This window comes from Streptomyces sp. NBC_00224 (assembly GCF_041435195.1).
Classification (GTDB): domain Bacteria; phylum Actinomycetota; class Actinomycetes; order Streptomycetales; family Streptomycetaceae; genus Streptomyces.
This window is the reverse complement of record NZ_CP108106.1, coordinates 6,422,275-6,439,464: the sequence shown is the minus strand read 5'-3', so window position 1 is coordinate 6,439,464 and position 17,190 is coordinate 6,422,275. Positions and strand designations below refer to the sequence as shown.

The 17,190-nt window shown below is 71.1% G+C and carries 15 protein-coding genes; 5 read left to right on the top strand and 10 right to left on the bottom strand.

The window, feature by feature from the left end:
* Window positions 1-132 precede the first annotated feature (132 nt).
* Complete coding sequence (locus tag OG965_RS28875) at window positions 133-1,608, bottom strand: hypothetical protein (protein WP_371654964.1); 1,476 nt, start codon at window positions 1,606-1,608, stop codon at window positions 133-135.
* 429 nt (window positions 1,609-2,037) lie between these two features.
* Here OG965_RS28875 and OG965_RS28870 point away from each other — a divergent pair, with 429 nt between their 5' ends.
* On the top strand, window positions 2,038-2,685 hold the full coding sequence (locus OG965_RS28870) for a bifunctional DNA primase/polymerase (RefSeq protein ID WP_371654963.1): 648 nt from the start codon (window positions 2,038-2,040) through the stop codon (window positions 2,683-2,685).
* Between the two features lie 89 nt (window positions 2,686-2,774).
* On the opposite strand, the gene ftsY is transcribed toward OG965_RS28870, so the two are convergent.
* The gene (gene ftsY / locus OG965_RS28865; protein ID WP_371654962.1) at window positions 2,775-3,986 is read right to left on the bottom strand and encodes a signal recognition particle-docking protein FtsY; all 1,212 of its coding nucleotides are present in this window, start codon (window positions 3,984-3,986) and stop codon (window positions 2,775-2,777) included.
* A 189-nt stretch (window positions 3,987-4,175) separates the two neighbouring features.
* Here ftsY and OG965_RS28860 point away from each other — a divergent pair, with 189 nt between their 5' ends.
* A complete protein-coding gene (locus OG965_RS28860; RefSeq protein ID WP_371654961.1) occupies window positions 4,176-5,627 on the top strand; it encodes a cytosine permease in 1,452 nt (483 codons plus the stop codon).
* A 59-nt stretch (window positions 5,628-5,686) separates the two neighbouring features.
* Entirely contained in the window at window positions 5,687-6,658 is a 972-nt protein-coding gene (locus OG965_RS28855; RefSeq protein WP_371654960.1) for an LLM class flavin-dependent oxidoreductase, read from the top strand.
* A 41-nt stretch (window positions 6,659-6,699) separates the two neighbouring features.
* Here OG965_RS28855 and OG965_RS28850 read toward each other — a convergent pair whose 3' ends face one another.
* The 4 genes from OG965_RS28850 to OG965_RS28835 form a co-directional block, all read right to left on the bottom strand.
* A complete protein-coding gene (locus OG965_RS28850; protein WP_371654959.1) occupies window positions 6,700-8,118 on the bottom strand; it encodes a sugar porter family MFS transporter in 1,419 nt (472 codons plus the stop codon).
* A gap of 197 nt (window positions 8,119-8,315) precedes the next feature.
* Window positions 8,316-11,888 (bottom strand): chromosome segregation protein SMC, encoded by a 3,573-nt coding sequence (smc, locus tag OG965_RS28845; RefSeq protein ID WP_371654958.1) that lies wholly within the window; start codon window positions 11,886-11,888, stop codon window positions 8,316-8,318.
* A 248-nt stretch (window positions 11,889-12,136) separates the two neighbouring features.
* Window positions 12,137-12,355: a hypothetical protein gene (locus OG965_RS28840; protein ID WP_067164723.1), complete on the bottom strand. Its 219-nt coding sequence runs from the start codon at window positions 12,353-12,355 to the stop codon at window positions 12,137-12,139.
* Window positions 12,356-12,735: 380 nt separating this feature from the next.
* Window positions 12,736-13,017, bottom strand: a complete 282-nt coding sequence (locus OG965_RS28835) for an acylphosphatase (RefSeq protein ID WP_371654957.1) — start codon at window positions 13,015-13,017, stop codon at window positions 12,736-12,738.
* Window positions 13,018-13,184: 167 nt separating this feature from the next.
* On the opposite strand from OG965_RS28835, the gene OG965_RS28830 reads away from it, so the two are divergent.
* Window positions 13,185-14,021: a CAP domain-containing protein gene (locus OG965_RS28830; protein WP_371654956.1), complete on the top strand. Its 837-nt coding sequence runs from the start codon at window positions 13,185-13,187 to the stop codon at window positions 14,019-14,021.
* Between the two features lie 82 nt (window positions 14,022-14,103).
* A complete protein-coding gene (locus tag OG965_RS28825) occupies window positions 14,104-14,502 on the top strand; it encodes a winged helix-turn-helix transcriptional regulator (protein WP_371654955.1) in 399 nt (132 codons plus the stop codon).
* Here the strand turns inward: OG965_RS28825 and mutM are convergent.
* From mutM to OG965_RS28805, 4 genes are all read right to left on the bottom strand, one after another.
* Window positions 14,475-15,335: a bifunctional DNA-formamidopyrimidine glycosylase/DNA-(apurinic or apyrimidinic site) lyase gene (gene mutM, locus OG965_RS28820; protein ID WP_371654954.1), complete on the bottom strand. Its 861-nt coding sequence runs from the start codon at window positions 15,333-15,335 to the stop codon at window positions 14,475-14,477. The genes OG965_RS28825 and mutM overlap by 28 nt on opposite strands.
* A 131-nt stretch (window positions 15,336-15,466) precedes the next feature.
* Entirely contained in the window at window positions 15,467-16,300 is an 834-nt protein-coding gene (rnc, locus tag OG965_RS28815) for a ribonuclease III (RefSeq protein WP_371654953.1), read from the bottom strand.
* 19 nt (window positions 16,301-16,319) lie between these two features.
* Complete coding sequence (rpmF, locus tag OG965_RS28810) at window positions 16,320-16,493, bottom strand: 50S ribosomal protein L32 (protein WP_003965982.1); 174 nt, start codon at window positions 16,491-16,493, stop codon at window positions 16,320-16,322.
* 2 nt (window positions 16,494-16,495) lie between these two features.
* Complete coding sequence (locus OG965_RS28805; RefSeq protein WP_067164708.1) at window positions 16,496-17,182, bottom strand: DUF177 domain-containing protein; 687 nt, start codon at window positions 17,180-17,182, stop codon at window positions 16,496-16,498.
* Between the last annotated feature and the right edge of the window lie 8 nt (window positions 17,183-17,190).

Below are 17,190 nucleotides of genomic sequence, written 5' to 3'. Positions count from 1 at the left end.
CGCGTACACGCGGACGGGTGACCGGCCGCGACGTCCCCCGGTTGACCTGGCGTGGGGGAGCCGAGTCGGGCTGTACGGGGTGGGCGTCGCGGCCGGCGTCCTGTATGCCGCCGTGGCGGCTCCCCGGGGTGTTCAGACGGCCTCGGCGGTCTCGGGCAGCTCCCGGCCGAGCAGATCGGTGAACTGGACGACCTCGGCCACGTCCCCGAAGTCCCGCACGGCGGTGTCGACGGTCTTGCGCAGCCGGGTGTTGACCCGCTCGGAGCGGACCATCTTGGCGATCTTCAGGGCCTGTCCGGCCAGCACGGTGGACTGCTCGGGCTCGCGCTTGAGGAGGTGGACGGTGGCCATGCCGATCAGGTTCAGCGCGTACGAGCGCTGGTGGACGTCGTCCTTGCCGAAGAGCGCGACCGCCTTCTCCATCACCGGCTCGGCGAGCGTGGCGTACGTGGGGCTGCGCCCGGCCACATAGGCCAGGTCGCGGAACGAGTGCGCGTTCTCCCCGTTGAGCTCCGCCTCGGAGAAGAACTGGATCCAGTCGGGCTCCGGCTCGCCGTCGAGTCCGGCGTCGCCGAAGGTGTCCTCGGACATTCTGACGGCCCGCTTGCACTTGCTGGGCTGGCCCATGTTCGCGTACGCGCGCGCCTCCATCGCATACAGCATCGCCTGGGTGCGGGGGGTGGCGCAGTCGCGGCTGCCGTACTGGGCGAGGTGGATGAGTTCCAGGGCGTCGTCGGGGCGGCCGAGGTGGATCATCTGGCGGCTCATCGAGGACAGGATGTACGACCCGAGGGGCTTGTCGCCGCACTCCTTGGCCGCGTGCAGGGCGAGGACGAAGTACTTCTGGGCGGTGGGCTGCAGGCCCACGTCGTAGCTCATCCACCCGGCCAGTTCCGCGAGTTCGGCGGCGACCCGGAACAGGCGCCGGGCGGTGGCCTCGGGCTGCGGCTCCTGGAGGAGGTCGGTGACCTCGTGGAGCTGGCCGACGACGGCCTTGCGGCGCAGTCCGCCGCCGCACTGGGCGTCCCACTGGCGGAACATCTCGGTGGTGGTCTCCAGGAGGTCGAGCTCCGGTTTGGAGAGCCGGGAGGGGCGCCGGGCGTTGGCGGGCGTCTCCACGTTGATGGACTCGCCGGGCGGCGCGGGCACCAGCCAGCGCTGCATGGGCTCGATCAGGGCGGGCCCGGCCGACAGCATCAGGGAGGTGCCGAGGAAGCCTCGCCGGGCCAGCATCAGGTCGCTGCGCGAGTACTCGCTGAGCAGGGAGACCGTCTGCGGGCCCGCCCAGGGCAGGTCGACGCCGGAGACCGACGGGGACTGGTGTGCGGTGCGCAACCCGAGGTCCTCGACGGCCACGACGCTGCCGAACCGCTCGGAGAACAGCTCGGAGAGGATGCGCGGGATCGGCTCGCGCGGCATCTCGCCGTCGAGCCAGCGGCGCACCCGGGAGGTGTCCGTGCTGATGTGGTGCGCGCCGAGCTGGCGCGCCCGCCGGTTGACCTGCCGCGCGAGCTCGCCCTTCGACCAGCCGCTCCGCACGAACCACGAACTCAGCTGTTCGTTGGGGCGCTTGCCGGCGCTCGTACCGCTAGCCCCACTGCCGCCCACTGGAACGCCCCCATTCAGCTAAAGCCATGTGCGTCTTCCCTGCCATGCGAACCCCTATCAGAATGCCGCGAGTCGGGGCCTGTTGTCCTCAGTACGCGGCCCTTCGGACGGTACAGCTCCTTGCCGTTGGCATACCCACGAGCGCGTGGGCCTCCGGGGTCCATGTACTGAAAGTAATCCTACGATCACCGCTCCCGCGAGGGCGATTCCAGAAACGCCACCATTCGCCACCCCTTCGAATGAACTCCCTTGGCGCTGTGCGCGATTCACTTGACAGAGGTCGATCAGGAGTCGATGGAACGGTGCACGCCGGGGCGCGCGGACCGGTTCGCACCACCCTCCCTTCCGCCGCGAGCCGCCGGGTGAGCAGCGCGCAATCAGGGAACTCCGGATCGTAACCACCGTCGAGTCAGATCCGTTGGAGGGGGCATGGGGTTCACGATCGGTGGCAGCCGGGGGATCCGCGAAAGCCGGGCCGGCTCGCGGCGCCGCGGCCGCGCGACCGAAGTCACCGCGGTGGCGGAGTACACGGGCCTGTGGGGCTGGGACGTCGCCCCGGGGGCCCGGGAGCTCTCCGGCCAGTGCTCGTGCGGCGAGGCGGGCTGCCCGGCGCCGGGAGCGCACCCGCTGGACTTCGCGCCGGAGGTGCCCGCGGGCGCGACCCTGGACGAGGTCGGCAAGGCGTGGGCGGAGTGCCCGGGGGCCGCGGTGCTGCTTCCGGTGGGCCGCACCTTCGACATCCTGGACGTGGCGGCGCCCGCGGGGCGGCGGGCGCTGGTGCGCCTGGAGCGGATGGGGCTGCCACTCGGCCCGGTCTCGACCACCCCGGCGGGCCGCACCCACTTCTTCGTCGCCCCGGGGGCCGCGGCCGAACTGCCGCGCCTGCTCTACCGGATGGGCTGGGACGACGCCGACCTGGACCTGGTCTGCCCGGGGCCCGGGGCGTATGTGCCCGCTCCCCCGTCGGCGGACGTCCACTGGCTGCGCCCGCCGTCCCTGGACACCGCGACCCGCCCGCCGGAGGCCCGGCTGCTGCTGGGCACGCTGGCGTACATCTGCCACCGGGCCCCGTTCTGACGCGTTCCCGGCATACGGAAGTGCCCGCCCCCATCTGCACGAGGGGAGCGGGCACTTCGTCGTACGTATACGCGTTACGTACGTAACGCCTAGTCGCCGATGAGCGCGTCCACGAACGCCCCCGGCTCGAACGGCGCCAGGTCGTCCGCACCCTCGCCGAGGCCGATGAGCTTGACCGGGACGCCGAGCTCGCGCTGGACGGCGATGACGATGCCGCCCTTGGCGGTGCCGTCGAGCTTGGTGAGGACGATGCCGGTGATGTCGACGACCTCGGCGAAGACGCGGGCCTGGACCAGCCCGTTCTGTCCGGTGGTGGCGTCGAGGACCAGCAGGATCTCGTCCAGCGGGCCGTGCTTCTCCACGACGCGCTTGACCTTGCCGAGCTCGTCCATGAGCCCGGTCTTGGTGTGCAGCCGGCCCGCGGTGTCGATGAGGACGACGTCCGCGCCCTCCGCGATGCCCTCCTTGACCGCGTCGAAGGCGATCGACGCCGGGTCGCCGCCCTCGGGGCCGCGCACGGTGCGGGCGCCGACGCGCTCACCCCAGGTCTGCAGCTGGTCGGCGGCGGCCGCGCGGAAGGTGTCCGCCGCGCCCAGGACGACCGACTTGCCGTCGGCGACGAGGACGCGCGCGAGCTTGCCGGTGGTGGTGGTCTTGCCGGTGCCGTTGACCCCGACGACCATGACGACACCGGGGCTCTCCAGGCCGCCCTCGGTCTTCACCGTGCGGTCGAGGTCCGGGCCGAGCAGCGCCACGAGCTCCTCGCGCAGCAGGGTGCGCAGTTCGGCGGGGGTGCGGGTGCCGAGCACCCGGACGCGCTCGCGCAGCCGCTCGACCAGCTCCTGGGTCGGGGCGACGCCGACGTCCGCGGTGAGCAGGGTGTCCTCGATCTCCTCCCAGGTGTCCTCGTCGAGGTTGTCCCGGGAGAGCAGCGTGAGGAGCCCCTTGCCCAGCGAGTTCTGGGAGCGGGCGAGCCGGGCGCGCAGCCGTACGAGGCGGCCGGCCGTCGGCTCGGGCACCTCGATCTCGGGCGCGGCGGGCGCCTCGGGAAGCGCCTCCTCGACGACGGGGCTCGCCGGGGCCTCGGGGAGGGCGACCTCCTCGATCGTGCGGCGTTGCTCCTCGGCCGTCTCCGCGGCGTCTTCGCCGACGTGAGGCTCGGCGGGCGGGGCAGTGATGGTCGGCGTGGACGGCGGAGCCGTGGGGGGCAGCTGCTTCTTCTTGCGGCTGCTGACCACGAGCCCGCTGATCACGCCGACCGCGACCAGGGCGATGACTACAGCAAGGATGACGAATTCCATAACCACCCCAGTATCAGTCATGGGCCGTCGCGGGGCCCCGGTCGTGTCTTCGCATGAAGATCAAGGGGAATTATGGGGCAATCGTCGTATTAAGTTACGATGGAGGGGGAGGCATCAACGCGCGTAGAGTCCCCCGAGATGACCCCCACCGGCTCCCTCCAGAGCCGAGCGAGAGGCAACCGCACCCCCATGAGCACCACATCCCAGTCCGAAGGCGCACTGGAAACCCGTGGCCTGGAGCCCGTCCCCGACAGCGAGCGCACCGCCAGAACGCGGGATCTCTTCCCGACCTGGGTCGCCGCCAACATCAGCGTGCTGCTGCTCACGATGGGCGCCAGCCTCGTCGTGACGTACAAGCTGAACTTCTGGCAGGCGATCGTCGTCGGGACCGCCGCTCCGGCCGTCAGTTACGGCCTCGTGGGGCTCATCTCCATCGCCGGCAAGCGCGGTGGCGCACCCGGCATGGCGCTGTCGCGCGCGGTCTTCGGGCAGCGCGGCAACCTGCTGCCGGGCGCGCTGATCTGGGTCGCCCGCTGGGGCTGGGAGACCATCAACGCAGTCACCGGCGCCTACGCGATGCTGACCGTCCTGGACATCGTCCTCGGCGTGAAGAGCAACACCTTCCTGATCATCGTGACGCTGCTGGTCTTCGTGGTGACGACCTTCGCGATCTCGGGGCTCGGCATCAACGTCGTGCAGAAGTGCAACAAGTACGCGACCTATCTGTTCGGCGCGTTCTCCGTGCTCGTGCTCGTCTACCTGGCCCTGGACACCGACTGGAGCGCGGTCTTCGACCGCCCGGCGGGCAAGGTCTCGCTGATGGTGGCGGGCACCGGCCTGATCGCCGCGGGCGGTGTCAGCTGGATCCCGTCCGCCCCGGACTTCACCCGCTATCTGCCGCGCACGGCCTCGTCCAAGGCCATGGTCGCCAGCTCCGTGGGCGGCGCCGGGATCGTCGTGCTGCCGATGATCCTCATGGGCGCGGTCATGGCGGTCTCCACGCCGGACCTGGCCTCGGCCGCGGACCCGGTCTCCTTCCTCGGCGAGATCCTGCCGCTGTGGATCGCGGTGCCGTATCTGCTGATCGCCCTGGTCGGCATGGTGCTGATCAACTCGATGTCGATGTACTCGGCCGGCTTCACCGCGCAGACCCTCGGCTTCAAGATCCCGCGCCACTGGGCGGTCTCGGTCAACGCCGTGATCTCGCTGGCCTTCGGCGGTGTGCTGATGCTGGTCGCCAAGAGCTTCATGGGCTCCTTCATCGCCTTCCTCTCGCTGCTCGCCGTCGCCTTCTCGGCCTGGGTCGGCGTCTTCGGCGCGGACATGCTGCGGCGCACGGAGTACGACGCGAAGGCGCTGCTCGACACCACCCCCACCAGCGCCTACTGGTACACGGGCGGCTTCTCCCCCGCCGCCGTCGCCGCCTGGGCGGTGGGCCTCGGCTCGGGCCTGCTGTTCACCACCTCGGACTGGTTCACCGGCCCGCTCGCCTCGAACAACCCGGTCGGCGAGTACGGCCTGGGCTGGGTGGCCACCATCGTGGTCTCCGCCCTGCTGTACGTGGTCCTGCCGAAGCCCGCCGTGCCGGCCCCGGCAGAGGCGGGCGAGGCGGCCGGGGAGCGCGCACCCCTGGCCGTCTGACGCTTCGTCAGCTACCGTCCCCCTCCACCGGATCCAGCCCGGCGGAGGGGGACTTTCCCATGCCGTTCACGGTCGTACGCATGAACTTGGTGGCCCCGCACGAGCCGCCCGAGACCCTGTCGGCCCGCTACCGCGCCGCGGTGGAGATGGCCGCGTACGCCGACGCGCACGGCGTCGACACCGTCCAGACCGAGGAGCACCACGGCACCGGCAACGGCTGGCTGCCCTCCCCGTTCGCTTTCGCGGGCGCTGTCTTCGGCGCCACCAGCCGGATCGCGGTCACCGTCTCCGCGATCATCGGCCCGCTGTACGACCCGCTGCGGCTCGCCGAGGACATCGCCGTCCTGGACCTGCTCAGCGGCGGGCGCCTGGTGACGGTCGCGGGGATCGGCTACCGGCCCGAGGAGTACGAGCAGGCGGGCGTCGAGTGGGGCCGGCGCGGCAAGCTCCAGGACCTGCTCCTGGAGACGCTGCTCAAGGCGTGGACGGGCGAGCCGTTCACCTACCAGGGCCGCACGGTACGGGTCACCCCGCGCCCGTTCACGCAGCCGCACCCGATGCTGCTCGTCGGCGGCTCCTCGAAGGCGGCGGCCCGGCGGGCGGCGCGGCTCGGGCTGCCGTTCTTCCCGAGCGCGCACCTGCCGGACCTCGATGCGTACTACCGCGAGCAGCTGGCCCTGCACGGCACCGAGGGCTGGACGATGATGCCCGCCGAGAAGACTCCCCTGCTGCATCTGAGCGAGGACCCGGACCGGGCCTGGGCGCTGTACGGGCAGCACTTCCTGCACGAGGCGCGGATGTACGCGTCCTGGCAGTCCAAGGACATCCGCTCGGCGGTGCGGTCGGCGGCGTCCACGGTGGAGGAGCTGCGCGCCGAGGGCGTCTACCGGATCGTGACGCCCGAGGAGTGCGCCTCGCTCGGCGCCGAGAGCCTCGTCCTGCACCCGCTGTGCGGCGGGATGCCACTGGAGGAGGGGTGGCGCAGTCTGCGCCTGTTCACGGACGACGTACTGCCCCGGCTCCATGGGTGAGCCGGGGCAGTACGCGTTCGAGGAGAGAGGGGCAGCGGGGATTAGCCCATCTCCTCCAACGCCTTGCCCTTGGTCTCCTTCACGTACTTCAGTACGAAGGGGATCGAGAGGGCGGCGAAGATCGTGTAGATCACATAGGTCGCGGAGAGGTTCCAGTCGGCCAGCGACGGGAAGCTCGCGGTGATGGCCCAGTTGGCGATCCACTGGGCGGAGGCGGCGACGCCGAGGGCGGCGGCGCGGATCCGGTTCGGGAACATCTCCCCGAGGAAGACCCAGACCACCACGCCCCAGGACAGGGCGAAGAAGAGCACGAAGACATGCGCGGCGACCAGGGCGATCCAGCCCTGGGTGGCGGGCAGCTTGCCGTCGACGAGGTCGTACGAGAAGGCCCAGGCCTCCAGGGCGAGGCCGACGGCCATGCCGACCGAGCCGATGAGCGCCAGCGGCCTGCGGCCGATCCGGTCGACGAAGATCATCGCGATCACGGTGCCGACGATGTTGATGATCGACGTGGTGAACGAGTAGAAGAACGACTGCGAAGGATCGACGCCGACCGACTGCCACAGCGTCGAGGAGTAGTAGAACGCGACGTTGATGCCGACGAACTGCTGGAAGACCGAGAGGCCGATGCCGACCCAGACGATCGGCTTGAAGAAGAACGAGCCGCCGAGCAGGTCCTTGAAGGACGACTTGTGCTCGCTCTTCATGGCGTGCTCGATCTCGGCGACGCGGGCGTCCAGGTCGATGTGCTCGCCCTCGACCTCCTTGAGCACCTCACGGGCGCGCGCGTCGCGGCCGGCCGAGATCAGGAAGCGCGGCGACTCGGGGATCGCGAAGGAGAGCAGGCCGTACAGGACGGCCGGGACGACCATCACGCCGAGCATGACCTGCCAGGCCTCCAGGCCCATCAGGTGCCCGCGCTGGTCGCCGCCCGCGGCGTTGAGGATGCCCCAGTTGACCAGCTGCGAGATCGCGATGCCGATGACGATGGCGGCCTGCTGGAAGGAGCCGAGCCGCCCGCGGTACGCGGCGGGGGCGACCTCGGCGATGTAGGCGGGGCCGATCACCGAGGCCATGCCGATGGCGAAGCCGCCGATGATGCGCCAGAAGGCCAGGTCCCACAGGGCGAAGGGGAGCGCGGAGCCGACGGCGCTGATGGTGAAGAGCACGGAGGCGATCTGCATGCAGCGGATGCGGCCGATGCGGTCGGCGATCCGGCCCGCGGTGGCGGCGCCGATCGCACAGCCGATCAGGGCGATCGCGATGACCTGGGCGAGCGCCGCCGAGCCGATGTCGTAACGGCCCCTGATGGCCTCGACGGCGCCGTTGATCACGGCGCTGTCGTAGCCGAAGAGGAAGCCGCCCATCGCGGCCGCCGCCGCGATGAAGATGACATGGCCGAGGTGCTCGGGGTGCGCCGTGCGGGCTCCCGAGGCCTGTGGCTGCGTGGTGCTGGTCACGTGAACTCCTGGGGCCGCCCGGCAGCGTCGCCGGGCGTTGGGGGCACTTCAAGTGGCGCACAACTTCAGGTCACCCACCACTTGAAGGTAAAAGCAACGTTGCAGAGACTATGCCTTCAAGTTTCGAAGTCAATAGGGGTAGACCTGTGAGTTGAGCGACCCTGGCGTGTCGCACTTGTTCAAGTCTTGAAGATGGGTTAGCGAAGGCGCTGGCTGATGACCTTGGAGACGCCGTCACCCTGCATGGACACGCCGTACAGCGCGTCCGCGACCTCCATCGTCCGCTTCTGGTGCGTGATCACGATCAGCTGCGAGGACTCCTGGAGCTCCTGCATGATCCGGATGAGCCGCTGCAGATTGGTGTCGTCGAGCGCCGCCTCGACCTCGTCCATCACATAGAACGGGCTCGGCCGCGCCTTGAAGATCGACACCAGCAGCGCCACGGCCGTCAGCGACCGCTCGCCGCCCGAGAGCAGCGAAAGCCGCTTCACCTTCTTGCCCGGCGGCCGCGCCTCCACGTCCACACCGGTGGCGAGCATGTTGGACGGGTCGGTCAGGATCAGCCGCCCCTCGCCGCCCGGGAAGAGCCGCGAGAAGACGCCCTCGAACTCCCTGGCCGTGTCCCGGTACGCCTCCGTGAAGACCCGCTCGACGCGCTCGTCCACCTCCTTCACCACCTGAAGAAGGTCGGCCCGGGTCTTCTTCAGGTCCTCCAGCTGCTCGGAGAGGAACTTGTGCCGCTCCTCCAGCGCCGCGAACTCCTCCAGCGCGAGCGGGTTGACCTTTCCCAACTGCTGGTACGCCCGTTCGGCTGACCTCAGTCGCTTTTCCTGATCCGCCCGGTCGAAACCCGTGGGCCGGTTGCGCGGGTGGTCCGGGTCGTCGGGAAGCTCCTCTCCCTCGGCGGCCGGGGACGGGGGCACCGGCTGGTCGGGGCCGTACTCGGCGACCAGCCCGGCCGGCTCCACCCCCAGCTCCTCCAGCGCCTTCGTCTCCAACTGCTCGATCCGCATCCGCTTCTCGGCACCGAGTACCTCGCCGCGGTGCACCGAATCCGTCAGCTTGTCGAGCTCGCCCTTGAGGTCGCGGCCGGTGGCCCGGGCGCCCGCCAGGTCCTGCTCGCGCGCGGCCTTCGCGGCCTCGGCGGCGGCCCGCTCCCGCTCCGCCCGCACCACCGAGACCTCGACGTGGGCGAGCAGGGTCCGCGCGCCCGCCGCCACGGCCGCCGCCACCCGGGCCTCGTGGCGCAGCCGCTCGCGCCGCTCCTCGGCCCGGGCGCGGGCCTCGCGCTCGGCGCGGGCGCCCCGGTCCAGCGCGTCGGCCCGCCCGGCCAGGCCCTTCACCCGCTCCTCGTGCGTACGCAGCTGGAGGCGGGCCTCCATCTCGGTCTGGCGGGCGTTGGCCCCGTCGGCGGCGAGCCGGTCCCGTACGGAGGTGTCCGGCTCCTCCGCCCCTTCTTCCCCGGAGGGGCGATTTTCCTCGGCAACGAGCAGCCGCTCGGTCAGCTCCTCCGCCTCCTCAAGCGCCTTCTCCAGGGCCTCCTGGGCGCGAGCCGCGGCCGCCGCCGTGCGCTCGGCCTCGCCGGCGGCGCCGCGCGCCTGCCCGGCGAGCCGCCCGAGCTGCTGGGCGACGGACGACTTCTCCCGGTCGGCGGCCCGGCGCCGCTCCCCCAGCTCCTCGACGCGCTCGGCGCACCCGGTCCGCCGCTCCCCCGCCGTTCGCTGGACCTCGGCGAGCTCCTCGCAGCGCACCGCGAGCTCGGCGAGTTCGGCGGCGGCCTCGTCGACCGACGCCTGCACCTCCAGCAGGCTGGGCGCCCCGGCGGATCCTCCGTGTGCGAAGTACGCCCCGAGCAGATCGCCCTCGGCGGTGACGGCGGTCAGGCCCGGCTGCGCGTAGACCAGGTCCTCGGCGTCCTCCAGGGTGCCCACGACCACGATCCCGCGCAGCAACTTCCTTACGGCGGGCAGCAGTTCCTCCGGGCCGCGCACCAGGTCCGCCGCGTACGGCGGCCCGCCCGGCCGTACGGGATCGGGCTCCTGGGGGCCGGGCAGCCCGCCCACCAGGAGCGCGGCCCGCCCGGCGTCCTGCTTGCGCAGCAGCCGGATCGCCTCGGCGGCGGTGGCGGGTCCCGACACCGCGAGCGCGTCGGCGGCGGCGCCCAGGGCCGCGGCCACCGCCACCTCGTGGCCGGGCGCGACGGTGAGCAGCGCGGCGGCCGGGCCGAGCAGCCCGGCGAGCGAGTCCTGGGCGGCGAGCAGCGCGCCCGTGCCGTCCTTGCGGCGCAGGCCCAGGGCGAGCGCGTCGTGGCGGGCGGCCACGGCGGCACGTTTCCTCTCGGCGGCCGTGACCGCCTCCCGGGCGGCGCCCAGGGCCGCCTCGGCCTCCGCGAGCTCGCGCTTCGCGCGCTCGTGCGCCTCGCCGAGCTCGTGGTCGTCCGCGTCCAGGCCGTCGACCTCGGCCTTCAGCTGTTCGTACTCCTCCTGGGCCAGCGCCGCCCGCTCGCCCGCCTCGTCGCGCGCCGCCGCCAGCCGGTCGATCTCCGCCTGCGCCGAACCCGCCCTGCTCCGCGCCGCGTTGACCTGTCCGTGCAGCCGCGCCAGGCCCTCGCGCCGGTCCGCGATGGCCCGGGCCACATCCTTCAAACGACGCTCTTCCAGCGCGAGTTCCCGCTCCAGCTCGGCGCGGTGGGACGCGGTGTCCTCCAGGGCGCGCTCGGCCGCCTCGCGGGCCGCCTCCAGCTCCGCCTCCTGCTCCCGGATCCGGGCGGCTTCGCGCTCCATATCCTCCGGGTCGCGCCCGCGCCGCTCCTCCGGCGGCTGGGCGGTGGCGCTCTTCACGCGCGCGTCCGCGAGCGAGACGGTGCCCCGCACCCGCTCGGCCAGCTGCGACAGCTCGTACCAGGTCTGCTGGGCGCTCTGGAGGCGGGGCGCGAGCCGGTGGACCTCGTCCTCCAGCTCCGCCTCGCGCGCGAGGGCGGCCTTCAGCTCGGCCTCGGCGCTGTCCCTGCGCTGCTTGAGCGCCGCCTCGTCCTCGATCTCGGCCCGCAGCGCCCGGCGCAGCCGCACCAGGTCGTCGGCGAGCAGACGCAGCCGGGCGTCGCGCAGATCGGCCTGGATGACGGCGGCCCGGCGGGCGACGGCCGCCTGCCGGCCCAGCGGCTTGAGCTGGCGCCGCAGTTCGTCGGTGAGGTCCTGCACGCGCGCGAGGTTGGCCTGCATCGCGTCCAGCTTGCGCAGCGCCTTCTCCTTGCGCCTGCGGTGCTTGAGGACGCCGGCCGCCTCCTCGATGAAGGCCCGGCGGCCCATCGGGTCGGCGTGCAGCACCGAGTCGAGCTGTCCCTGCCCGACGATCACATGCATCTCGCGCCCGATGCCGGAGTCGGAGAGCAGCTCCTGGATGTCGAGCAGACGGCAGGTGTCGCCGTTGATCTGGTACTCGCTGCTGCCGCCCCGGAACATGATCCGGGTGATGGTGACCTCGGCGTACTCGATGGGCAGGGCGCCGTCGGAGTTGTCGATGGTGAGGGAGACCTCGGCGCGGCCCAGCGGCGGGCGGCCGGTCGTCCCGGCGAAGATGACGTCCTCCATCTTGCCGCCGCGCAGCGACTTGGCGCCCTGCTCGCCCATGACCCAGGACAGCGCGTCCACCACATTGGACTTGCCGGAGCCGTTGGGGCCCACCACACAGGTGATGCCGGGCTCGAACTTCAACGTCGTCGCGGAAGCAAAGGATTTGAACCCGCGCAGGGTGAGGGCCTTGAGGTGCACGCCGTCGGACTCTACTCTCCGCGCCCCGTGACGCCCCGGGAAGGCGCACCCCCGGCGGTTTCACCTCTGGCCACGCAGGGCACACCGGATGAGAAAGACCGCACGGAGCGGAGGGGCGGCGCACACCGGGCGGCAGAGACGGGCGACAAAGACGGTCCGGGCAAGAAAGAAGGGACGCCAAGGCGCCCCTTGCATATCTATCTCTGGAGAGTGGATCTCACCTACGGGCCTTCGGGTGCGACCCGGGATCAGGTGAGCGCAGGCTCCGCCTGGGGTACGTCGATGTCGATGCCTTCGAGCAGCGAGTCTCCGCGGTGCGAAGCAACGGCAGCGGACAGCGCGTCCTTCTCGGACTGGATCCGTACGAGCTCGGACTCTAGGTCCTGGACACGCTGCTGGAGCCGTCGCATCTCGGCGAGGAGTCGCGGGTCGGAACCGCCGACGTAACCGAGAAGCGCCTTTGCCATGATGGATGGTCCTCCACAATGAGTGACCGACCGAAGCGGTTGGGTCGTGAGGGAATCGCACCCGCGGTGCTTGGACTTGACTGTGTTCTTGGTGCCAAACAGCTAAGGTGCGCGGGGCTTCCAGCGTCTCACCAAAAAGTTTGACGGTCAACACGATCACGCCCCGTATCGGCGGGCAGTCCGGGGGCCGTTCGGCCGGGACGCACCCGGCGAGGCCTCTCCTCGGAGCCCTGGGGGCGTGGAGATCATCCTTCTAGCGGCAGCCTTGCACGCCGGAGGGCGATTGGCAACAACGAAGTCGTACGAGGTCAGGGGCCCCGGACCCGGACCGACCGACTGGTAGGCGGCCCCCGGGCCGCGATGCGGGCGGCCGGGCCGTCCTAGCGGATCGCGAAGGTGTCGTAGCCGCCGCGCGGCGCGGCCCAGATCTCGGTGACTCCGTCGACCCTGCCGGGTGTGTCGCCGTCCCTCAGCCACTCCAGCAGACGGTGGCATTTATCACGCGGCCCCTCGGCCACGACCTGCACCCTGCCGTCGTCGAGGTTGAGCGCGAATCCGACGAGGCCACCGATCTCCAAAGCGTTTGCCCTGGTGAACCAGCGGAAGCCCACTCCCTGTACTCGGCCGCGTACCCAGGCGGTGAGCCGTGCATCTTCGTTCATGGGTGCACGCTAACCGGCCAATACCTCACGGAGCACTTCGCCCTCTTGCGTCATGGCGTACAGTCCCGACGCAATGAGCCTCACCCGTTCGGACCAGCATCCGTCGCCCCCGTACGGGGCCTGGGGCCCAGGGACCACAGCACCGAAGCAATGAGGGAGGCCCGCTGATGGGACGCCATCGTCGCTCCGCCGCGCCCGCCAAGAACAAGAAGCGGCCCGTCGTGCCCGTGCGCACCGGGCTGCTCGGCGCGTCCGCCGCCGTGGCGGTGGGCGCCGTAGCCATAGCCTCCGGCCTACTGCCGGGCGGCTCCTCCTTCGAGCTCAACGGCGGCCCCACGGGCGAGCACGTCCAGGCGGGCGGCACCTCCGATCTGCGTCAGCAGGGCGGCGAGGCCGTGAAGCCGACCAGCGCGGCCCCCTCGGCGCCGATCACCTCGCCGAGCAGTCACGCACCTCTCACCTCTCCCTCCGCCACGCCCTCCCAGAAGCCGTCGTCGGCCGCGCCGACGCCGACGCGGGAGAAGACGTCCGCCCCGGCGGCCGCGCCGAAGACGGCCACGCCGTCCGCGCACCCGTCCAAGGCGAAGGTCGTCCCGGAGCAGCGGCAGATCAAGGCGCCCAGTGCCGAGCAGGCGGCCGCTGCCACCATTGTCTCGCTGGTCAACCAGCAGCGCGCGCAGGCGGGCTGCAGCCCGGTGAAGGCCGATGCCTCGCTGGCGGCGCTGGCCACCGCGTTCAGCGACGACATGGCGGCGCGCGGCTTCTTCGACCACACCGACCCGGACGGCAAGAGCCCCTGGGACCGGGCCGCGAAGGCGGGGGTCGGCAATCTGGGCGGCGAGAACATCGCCCGCGGCCAGGCCGACGCCAAGGCGGTCATGGAGGCCTGGATGAACAGCCCGGGCCACCGGGCGAACATCCTGAACTGCGACTACAAGACGCTCGGCGTCGGCGTGCACTTCGGCGAGGGCGGCCCGTGGTGGACGCAGGACTTCGGCTTCTGAACCGACGGACCCCGCTCAACACACAGCTCATCGACACAGCGCTAACTTCTGGTTAGCGCTGTGTCGTCGTATGGTGTGAGGCATGGAAGAGACCGCCACCGCCGACCCCGCGGACCTGCCGTTCGACGTCTTCTCCAAGGCGTGCCCCTCCCGCGGCACCCTTGAGCACGTCACCGGCCGCTGGGGCAGCCTCACCCTGGGCGCGCTCCACGAGGGGAGCTTCCGCTTCAACGAGCTGCGGCGGCGGGTCGACGGCGTGAGCGAGAAGATGCTCTCCCAGACGCTGCACGCGCTGGAGCGCGACGGACTCGTCCACCGCGTGGCCCAGCCGACCAACCCGCCGCGCGTCGACTACACCCTGACCCCTCTGGGGTACGAGGTCGCCGAGCGCCTCCTCGGTCTGATCCATCTGATGGAGGACCGGATGCCGTCGGTCCTCGAAGCCCGCGAGCGCTACGACGCGGTGCGCGGCGGGCGCTGACAGCGCGGGCAGAAGTAGCTGGACCGGTTCATCCAGGGGCGTCGGCGCATCGGAGTGCCGCACCGGTGGCAGGGCTCGCCCTCTCGCCCGTACGCGTCGAGCGAGCGGTCGAAGTACCCCGACTCGCCGTTCACATTGACGTAGAGGCTGTCGAAGCTGGTGCCGCCGACGGCGAGCGCCGCGTTCATCACGTCCCGTACGTGGCCGAGGAGTTCGGCGCACTTGGGGCGCGTGAGGGTCGAAGTGGGGCGCTCGTAGTGCAACTTGGCGCGCCACAGCGCCTCGTCGGCGTAGATGTTGCCGACCCCGCTGATGAGCGACTGGTCGAGCAGCGCGCGCTTGACGGTCGTGCGCCGCAGCCGCAGCGCGGTGAAGAAGGCGGCGTCGTCGAAGAGTTCGTCGAGCGGGTCGCGCGCGATGTGCGCGATCACGTCGGGCAGCCCGTCCGGGGTGTTGTCGTGGAGCGAGAGCCCGCCGAAGGTCCGCTGGTCGACGAAGCGCAGCTCGGTGCCCGCCGCGTCCTGGAAGCGCAGCCGGATCCGCAGGTGCTTCTCGTCGGGCGCGCTCTCGGGCTGCACCAGGAGCTGCCCGCTCATCCCGAGGTGCCCGAGCACCGACTGGTCGGTGTCCGCCAGGGGCAGCCACAGATACTTTCCGCGCCGCCGGGCCACCCCGATGCGGTGCCCCTTGAGCCGGGCCGCGAAGTCCGCCGCGCCGGCCGGGTGGCGGCGCACGGCCCGGGGGTGCAGCACGTCCACGTGGTCGACGGTCCGCCCGGCCACCCAGCGCTCCAGACCCCGCCGCACGACTTCGACCTCGGGCAGTTCGGGCACGGGATCCTCCGGGGGAGCGGGTGGACGCGGGGATGACCGCAGCGTATCCCCGGCGGCGGGCGGCCCCGGGCCCGGGTACGGAAAAGCCCCTGCCCGTACGGAATCCGTACGGGCAGGGGTTCAGGAAACGGTCAGGCTGCCGGGTCGGCGGCGGGGGTCGGCGTCCCGCCCTCCGGCTCGGCGACGACGGCCTCGGCCTCCGCCTTGGCCTTCGCGAGCCGCTCGTCGGCGGACGCGCTGATCGCGCGCCATGCCGATTCCGCGGCCTGCTGCTCCGCTTCCTTCTTGCTGCGGCCGGTGCCGGTGCCGTACGAGACACCACCGACGCGGGCGGCAGCAGTAAAGGTCTTCTCGTGGTCGGGACCTGTCTCGGAGACCAGGTACTCCGGAACGCCGAGGCCTTCGGCCGCGGTGAGCTCCTGGAGACTGGTCTTCCAGTCCAGGCCGGCCCCGAGGTTCGAGGACTTCTCGATCAGGGGGTCGAAGAGCCGGTGGACGAGCTCGGAAGCCGCCCCAAGACCCTGGTCCAGATAGACCGCGCCGATCACCGCTTCAAGGGTGTCGGCGAGGATGGAAGCCTTGTCCCGGCCGCCTGTGCCCTCTTCGCCCCGGCCGAGCCGGATGAAGGAGCCGAGGTCGAGCCCGCGGCCCACTTCCGCAAGCGCACGAGAATTGACCACCGCGGCCCGGAGCTTGGCCAACTGGCCTTCCGGGAGGTCGGGGTGGGTGCGGTACAGCGTGTCGGTGACGACAAGACCGAGCACCGAGTCCCCGAGGAACTCAAGCCGCTCGTTGGTCGGCAGACCGCCGTTCTCGTACGCGAACGAACGATGGGTCAGTGCACGCACCAGAAGGGCGGACTCAAGGTGATACCCGAGCCGCCCTTCCAGAAGCGTGTGGGACGAGGCCGAGTTGTTGTCGCTACTGCCCGCCTTCTTGGCGCCGGCATTCGACAGATCAGACATCGGGCCTCTCACCAGCCGCTCAGACCTCGAGGACCTGGCGCTTGTTGTAGGTGCCGCAGCTCGGGCACGCGATGTGCTGGAGCTTCGGCTCCTGGCAACGCTCACACGAAACCAGGGTGGGGACCGCAGCCTTCCACTGCGACCGGCGGTGGCGCGTGTTGCTGCGCGACATCTTCCGCTTCGGAACAGCCACGGCTACTTCTCCTGCTTCTCGGCGGCGCGCTGCACGTCAGAGGCAGTGCCGCTCATGTTGTCCTTCTCGCCGTCCTGGATGGTCCCGGCGAGTCCTTGCAGTGCCGCCCAACGGATGTCGACGGCATCGTGGTGGTGGTCGGGGTCGTCCTCAAGCCTGAATCCACAGGTGGAACACAGGCCGAGGCAGGTCTCCCGGCACACCGGCTGCATCGGCAGTGCAAGCACCACCGCATCACGCAGCACTGGCTCAAGGTCGAAAAGTCCGTCCTCAAGCGGGATGGTGTCCTCGTCCTCGGCGTCGTCGGCCGGCTCCGCCTGCTTGCTGCGGCCCCGGTCGTCGGCGTCAGGGTACGAGAACAACTCCTGGAAGTCCGCATCGAGCGCGAGCTCAAGCGGCTCCAGACACCTTACGCACTCACCCTCGGCCGATGCACGGGCGGTGCCTGTGACAAGCACCCCTTCCATGACCGACTCCAGGCGGAGCTCGATCTCCACCGGCGCGCCCTGGGGCACTCCGACGACGCCGTCGATCCCGAGATCGGCGGGCGCCTCGACCGTGCGGGAGATCCGCTGGAGGGCACCGGGACGCCGACCCAGCTCGTGTGTGTCGAACACGAGAGGGTTGCGGTGGTCGAGGTGCGTACTCAGGGTTCTTCCTGCTTTCGGATCGTGGAGGGTGGCTGCCATGCGTCGCC